Annotated in this window: 2 protein-coding genes; both read left to right on the top strand. The window is 36.3% G+C overall.

Annotation, left to right across the window (positions count from 1 at the left end; genetic code table 11):
- Positions 1 to 361, top strand: a 361-nt coding sequence (locus VE944_RS14680) for a DUF362 domain-containing protein (protein WP_324978187.1), incomplete at its 5' end; no start/stop codon positions are given.
- 1,056 nt (positions 362 to 1,417) lie between these two features.
- Positions 1,418 to 1,566, top strand: a 149-nt coding sequence (locus VE944_RS34340; protein ID WP_475483624.1) for a TLTLP motif-containing protein, incomplete at its 3' end; no start/stop codon positions are given.

Consider the following 1,566-nt stretch of genomic DNA (forward strand, 5'->3'; position numbering starts at 1 on the left):
ATTAGATGGCATCATCGGTCATGAAGGAAATGGCCCCAGCAATGGTGAACCTCGCCAACTAGGAATTTTAGCAGCAGCATCAGATATATTTGCCTTAGATCGGGCAATGATAGAAATCCTCAATGTTGCTCCTGAACAAGTACCCACAGTTGCAGCTTCCCAAAGGCTAGGAGTTTGTCCAGAACTAGCTGACATAGAGTTTCCGCATTTAAATCCTGACTTATTAAAAATAGAAGATTGGCGGCTACCAGACAAGTTAATGCCCATTGATTTTGGTATGCCCCGCGTAATTAAGTCTACGTTTAAGCATCTTTACACCCGATTTATCAAGGAACCAATGAGTGTTTATGTAAGGGAGTAGGGAATGGGGAGTGGGGAGTGGGGGAGATGAGGGAGCAGGGGGAGACAAGCGGACAAAAGTTAGAACTTGCAACAAGTGTTTCTCTTCCCCTTGTCCCAAATTCTCCTTGTTCCCAAGTCCTCTTCCTCATGCCCAACCCCTACTCCCTACTCCCTAATTTAATGCAAACTTCGTTACAGCAATTTGATTTATTAGCACACTAATCTGTAGTTACCCTCCGATTGCTTAACCAGACCGCCCTATGATAATTAGTGGCGGTTTTTTTAGCTGATTAATTTGTTATCCAAAAACTTCTACGGATTTAGAATCTGAAAATTGGTATTGGGTATTTTGTTCAGATGTAAGCAAAGTTTGGTGATAACTCCTACATTTTTACGCTACCTTCTAAAATATTTTTAAATCTATCTATATATAGATTGACGAAATCGCTGTGGTATTATAAATATTTTAAAATTTAAATTCTAAAATATTTCTTTAGTAGTATCACTGAATCCATTCTGCACACGTAGTTTATGCATCTGTATTTATTCAGTAGCTATCCTTGGTTACAAAAATTATTTTTATCCATTTTTTGTCTAGCGTCAAATTTTTTTATGTATAACTACTATATAACAATCAAAAGCACTAAATATTTATCAGTGCAATTGCTGTTTTGTGTCCTGTATCACAAATTAGCAATTACAGTAAAATCACCTTATCAAAGGCATTTTAAGATGTTATAATGATGAAGTATCGGACAAATATGTTTTGCTAATTAATCTTTAAACAGCGAAAAAATGTAATTTATGATGCTGTCAACGTTGGCTTTGCGTATGCGAACCATTACACCATACAGGGAAACATCTGAAAATATTAATTGCAATATAAAACATGATTTGTTTACTTGTAACTTTGTATTAAGAAGTCCATGTATAAAAAGGCTATTATGACAGTCAGAGAAATGGTTTAGATTGTAGCATGCTACACATTCTACAGTTTAAAAATAGCTAACATAGCAATTAAGACTCTCAATCAGAGAGTAGACCTACACAGCATTACGAATAACTTCAATTTTGTATGAATTCAAATAGCCAGTCTGCCAATAGCGACACATATTCCCAACGTTTGGCAGACATTGTGGGAACTGCGATCGCTCTATTAACTCTCATTCTCCCCGTATTTGTCATCGCCCACTATTCTTCAAGTAATGTTCAAAATAACCAGCA

This window comes from Nostoc sp. (genome assembly GCF_035638895.1).
Taxonomy (GTDB): Bacteria; Cyanobacteriota; Cyanobacteriia; order Cyanobacteriales; family Nostocaceae; genus Nostoc.